The organism is Streptomyces sp. NPDC054847 (assembly GCF_053610925.1).
The window spans coordinates 1-4,743 of the sequence record NZ_JBSGZJ010000520.1; the positions used below are offsets into that span (position 1 = coordinate 1).

Here is a 4,743-nt window from a genome sequence, read left to right on the forward strand (position 1 = left end):
GATTTCTCTCTCCCCCCGCCCCTTCCCGAACCGGGGCAAGCCCCGGACCTCGTACCGCGCTCCGCGCGGTGTCCTCAAGTTCCCCCTATGGCCTGGCGGTCGTGGGAGGTGCCCCGGGCGGGCTGGATTTCGCTCCGCGAAATCAGCCTCGCCGGCGATCGAGGCGCGGGAGTCCGAAGGCGGAGCCTCCGAAGCACCGCGCGGAGCGCGGTACTCGTCAGGGCCGAGCCCGGTTGTGGGAAGTGGGCCCCAGGGTCGCCAGGCCGTAGGGGCAGGGCAGGGGGAACAGCCCGCAGGCGCCACCCGCGTCGTTCACTTCTTCCGTCACGACAAGGAGCGCGTCGCCATGTCCAGCGACTACTTCATCCCTGACCCGGAGGGTCAAGTCCCCAACACCGAAGGCTACTTCGGTGCCTTCGGCGGCAAGTTCATCCCGGAGGCGCTCGTCGCCGCCGTGGACGAGGTCGCCGTCGAGTACGCGAAGGCCAAGTCCGACCCGGCCTTCGCGGCCGAGCTGAACGGCCTGATGGTCGACTACACGGGTCGCCCGAGCGCCCTCACCGAGGTGGCCCGGTTCGCCGAGCACGCGGGCGGTGCCCGCGTCTTCCTCAAGCGCGAGGACCTCAACCACACCGGCTCGCACAAGATCAACAACGTGCTGGGCCAGGCACTGCTCACGAAGCGGATGGGCAAGACGCGCGTCATCGCGGAGACGGGCGCCGGTCAGCACGGCGTGGCGACCGCCACCGCCTGCGCGCTGTTCGGACTCGAGTGCACCATCTACATGGGCGAGATCGACACCCGGCGCCAGGCGCTGAACGTCGCCCGGATGCGGATGCTCGGCGCCGAGGTCGTCGCAGTGAAGTCCGGCAGCCGCACCCTCAAGGACGCCATCAACGAGGCGTTCCGCGACTGGGTGGCCAACGTGGACCGCACGCACTACCTCTTCGGCACGGTCGCCGGCCCGCACCCCTTCCCCGCCATGGTGCGCGACTTCCACCGAGTCATCGGCGTGGAGGCCAGGCGGCAGATCCTGGAGCGGGCCGGGCGCCTCCCCGACGCCGCCGTCGCCTGCGTCGGCGGCGGGTCGAACGCCATCGGCCTGTTCCACGCCTTCATCCCGGACGCCGGCGTCCGGCTGGTCGGCTGCGAGCCCGCCGGCCACGGCATCGAGACCGGGGAGCACGCGGCGACCCTGACCGCGGGCGAGCCCGGCATCCTGCACGGCTCCCGTTCGTACGTCCTCCAGGACGACGAGGGCCAGATCACCGAGCCGTACTCGATCTCGGCCGGCCTGGACTACCCGGGCATCGGCCCTGAGCACTCGTACCTGAAGGACTCGGGCCGGGGCGAGTACCGCGCGGTCACCGACGACGCGGCGATGCAGGCGCTGCGACTGCTGTCCCGTACCGAAGGCATCATCCCGGCCATCGAGTCGGCGCACGCCCTGGCCGGCGCGCTGGAGGTCGGGCGCGAGCTCGGCAAGGACGGGCTGATCCTCGTCAACCTCTCCGGCCGTGGTGACAAGGACATGGACACCGCCGCCCGTTACTTCGGTCTGTACGACACCGACGCCCAGGTCGAGGCCGACGCCTCGGCCGACAACGGCGCCGCAGAGATCCAGGGGGACGCCAAGTGAGCGGGAACATCCAGCTGCTGAACGACACGCTCGCCGCGGCGAAGAACGAGGACCGCGCAGCGCTCATCGCCTACCTCCCCGCCGGGTTCCCGACCGTCGACGTCGGCATCGAGGCGGTCAAGGCCGCGTTCGACGGCGGCGCCGACGTGGTGGAGGTCGGGCTGCCGCACAGCGACCCCGTCCTCGACGGCCCGGTCATCCAGACCGCCGACGACATCGCCCTGCGCGGCGGCGTCAGGATCGCCGACGTGATGCGCACGGTCCGTGAGGCCCACGCCGCCACCGGCAAGCCGGTCCTCGTGATGACCTACTGGAACCCGATCGACCGCTACGGCGTCGAGCGTTTCACCTCGGAGCTCGCCGAAGCGGGCGGCGCCGGCTGCATCCTGCCCGACCTGCCGGTCGAGGAGGCCGGGCTGTGGAGGGAGCACGCCGAAAAGCACGGCCTCGCCACCGTCTTCGTCGTGGCGCCGAGCAGCAAGGACGCCCGTCTCGCGAAGATCACGGCAGCCGGATCGGGTTTCGTCTACGCGGCGTCGCTGATGGGCGTCACGGGCACCCGCGAGTCCGTCGGCGAGCAGGCACAGGACCTGGTGCGCCGTACCCGCGCCACGACCGCGCTGCCGGTGTGCGTGGGTCTCGGGGTCTCCAACCCGGCGCAGGCCGCGGAGGTCGCGGCGTTCGCCGACGGTGTGATCGTCGGCTCGGCGTTCGTCAAGCGGATGCTCGACGCACCCGACGACGGCGCGTCCGTCGCGGCCGTACGGGAACTGGCGGGCGAACTGGCACGGGGTGTGCGCGGAAAGTCGTAGCTCGTACGAGTGGATCAGGGACCGGGGAGGCGTGCACACGCCTCCCCGGTTCGTTTGCGGTGTGTGAGCGAGAACCAAGAGCGGAAGCGGGGAGCGCGCGAGCGGCTCCAGCAGGAACGGGCGCGGGAGAAAGCACGCGAGAAGCGCCGCAGGACCCTGATCGTGGCCTCGGCCGTGGTGGGCGTGCTCGGGCTGGCCGCCGTGGCCGGCCTGGTGGCAGCCAACAGCGGCAAGGACGAGGGGGGCGGCACGACGGACGCGGGGCCGCTCCTCGCGCCGAGCGGCGCGCAGGGCGAGGAGCAGCTCGCCATCCCGGTCGGCGCGGCCGACGCCCCGTCCACCCTCACGGTGTGGGAGGACTTCCGGTGCCCGGCCTGCGCCCAGTTCGAGAACGCTCTGCGCGACACGATCCATGAGCTGGAGAAGGCCGGCCAGATCAAGATCGACTATCACCTTGCCACGATCATCGACGGGAACATGGGCGGCAGCGGCTCCCTGCGCGCGGCGAACGCGGCGGCGTGCGCCCAGGACGCCGGGAAGTTCGCCCCGTACCACGACGTGCTGTACATGAACCAGCCGCCCGAGCCGGACGACGCCTTCGCCGACAACGGCAAGCTGATCGAACTCGCGGGCAAGGTCGAGGGACTGGACACGCCCGCGTTCCGCAGCTGTGTGGAGGAGGGCAAGCACGACGGCTGGGTGAAGAAGTCCAACGAGGCCTTCCAGGCCGGCGGCTTCACCGGCACCCCGACCGTGCTGCTCAACGGAGAGTCGATCTTCCCGACGAAGGGGAAGGAGCAGATCTCCGTCGCGAACTTCAAGAAGTGGGTCAAGGAGGCCAACAAGAACAAGCCGCCGGGCACCGAGCGGCCGGCGGTGCCGACCGGGGGCGGGAGCGCGAGCCCGGGAGCGTCGTCGTCCTGAGGCCGGACGGGCCGGTGGAGGTTCTCCGGCCGGGTGGCCGACCCCGACCGGGTGGTCCGCGCGCCGCCGGCGGCCGGCCGCGGCGCCACGCCCGTGATCATGATGACGACCATGGCCGTGTCCGTTGCCACGGCCGTGTCCCGTTACCCAGAAGTTGCCGGGCGGGTTGCCGTACGTCCCGCCCGGCAGGGTAGCGTCGGTCCTGCCATGGACATCGCCTACATTCCCAGCCCGTCGACCGGAGTGATCCACCTCGGACCGCTTCCGCTGCGAGGCTATGCGTTCTGCATCATCATCGGCGTCTTCGTAGCCGTCTGGTACGGCAACCGGCGCTGGGTCGCCCGGGGCGGCAAGGCCGGAACGGTGGCCGACATCGCTGTCTGGGCCGTGCCGTTCGGCCTGGTCGGCGGTCGGCTCTACCACGTGATCACCGACTACCAGCTGTATTTCAGCGAGGGTGAGAACTGGGTCGACGCCTTCAAGATCTGGGAGGGCGGCCTCGGTATCTGGGGCGCGATCGCGCTCGGCGCGGTCGGCGCCTGGATCGGCTGCCGCCGCCGTGGGATCCCGCTGCCCGCCTGGGCCGACGCCCTCGCGCCCGGTATCGCCTTCGCGCAGGCGATCGGCCGCTGGGGCAACTGGTTCAACCAGGAGCTGTACGGCAGGGAGACCGACGTCCCCTGGGCGCTCAAGATCACCGAGGGCGCGAACCGCGAGGCGGGCCTGTACCACCCGACGTTCCTGTACGAGTCCCTGTGGTGCATCGGCGTGGCGCTGCTGGTCATCTGGGCCGACCGCCGCTTCAAGATGGGCCACGGGCGGGCGTTCGCGCTGTACGTCGCGGCGTACTGCGCCGGCCGCGGCTGGATCGAGTACATGCGCGTCGACGAGGCGCACGACATCCTCGGCGTGCGGCTGAACGTCTGGACCTCCATCGTGGTCTTCCTGCTGGCGGTCACGTACATCGTGATCTCGTCGCGGAAGCGCCCGGGACGCGAGGAGATCGTGGAGCCGGCGGCGGTGGACAAGCCGAAGTCCGACGCGACCGCGGAGGCCACCTCCTCCGACGGCGAGCCCGGGGACGGCGCCGGAAAGGCGAAGTCCGAGACGGAGCCGGAGCCGGCGTCGGATACGGCACCGGAATCCGCGGACGCGGCGGAGTCGCCCGGCAAGGCGTGAAGCGGGGGCGGGGCGGCGCGGATGCATGGCGCCTGCGCCGGACCCGCAGCCGGGCTCCGCGCGGACTCGCAACCGCGCTCCGCGCGGACCCGTAACCGGGCTCCCTGCGGGGCCCGCAGCCGGGCTCCGCGCGGTGTTTCGTGGCTCTGCGCCCGAATCCCCGCGCCTCGATAACCGACAGGGCTGGAG

Annotated in this window: 4 protein-coding genes; all 4 read left to right on the forward strand. The window is 71.4% G+C overall.

Annotated elements, in window-relative coordinates:
- Positions 1-346 precede the first annotated feature (346 nt).
- The 4 genes from trpB to lgt all read left to right on the forward strand — a co-directional run bounded on the left by trpB (position 347) and on the right by lgt (position 4,554).
- Entirely contained in the window at positions 347-1,639 is a 1,293-nt protein-coding gene (gene trpB, locus ACWGH4_RS31415) for a tryptophan synthase subunit beta (RefSeq protein ID WP_453466866.1), read from the forward strand.
- Entirely contained in the window at positions 1,636-2,451 is an 816-nt protein-coding gene (trpA, locus tag ACWGH4_RS31420; protein WP_453466868.1) for a tryptophan synthase subunit alpha, read from the forward strand. The genes trpB and trpA overlap by 4 nt, the downstream gene beginning before the upstream one ends.
- Before the next feature lie 63 nt (positions 2,452-2,514).
- On the forward strand, positions 2,515-3,375 hold the full coding sequence (locus ACWGH4_RS31425; protein WP_453466870.1) for a DsbA family protein: 861 nt from the start codon (positions 2,515-2,517) through the stop codon (positions 3,373-3,375).
- A gap of 207 nt (positions 3,376-3,582) precedes the next feature.
- On the forward strand, positions 3,583-4,554 hold the full coding sequence (gene lgt, locus ACWGH4_RS31430; RefSeq protein WP_453466872.1) for a prolipoprotein diacylglyceryl transferase: 972 nt from the start codon (positions 3,583-3,585) through the stop codon (positions 4,552-4,554).
- The last annotated feature ends 189 nt before the right edge of the window (positions 4,555-4,743 follow it).

What these genes read in the sequence shown, in the direction of transcription:
- lgt (WP_453466872.1), top strand. Translation starts at nt 3,583, where the DNA reads ATGGACATCGCCTACATTCCCAGCCCGTCGACCGGAGTGATCCACCTC.
- trpB (WP_453466866.1), top strand. Translation starts at nt 347, where the DNA reads ATGTCCAGCGACTACTTCATCCCTGACCCGGAGGGTCAAGTCCCCAAC.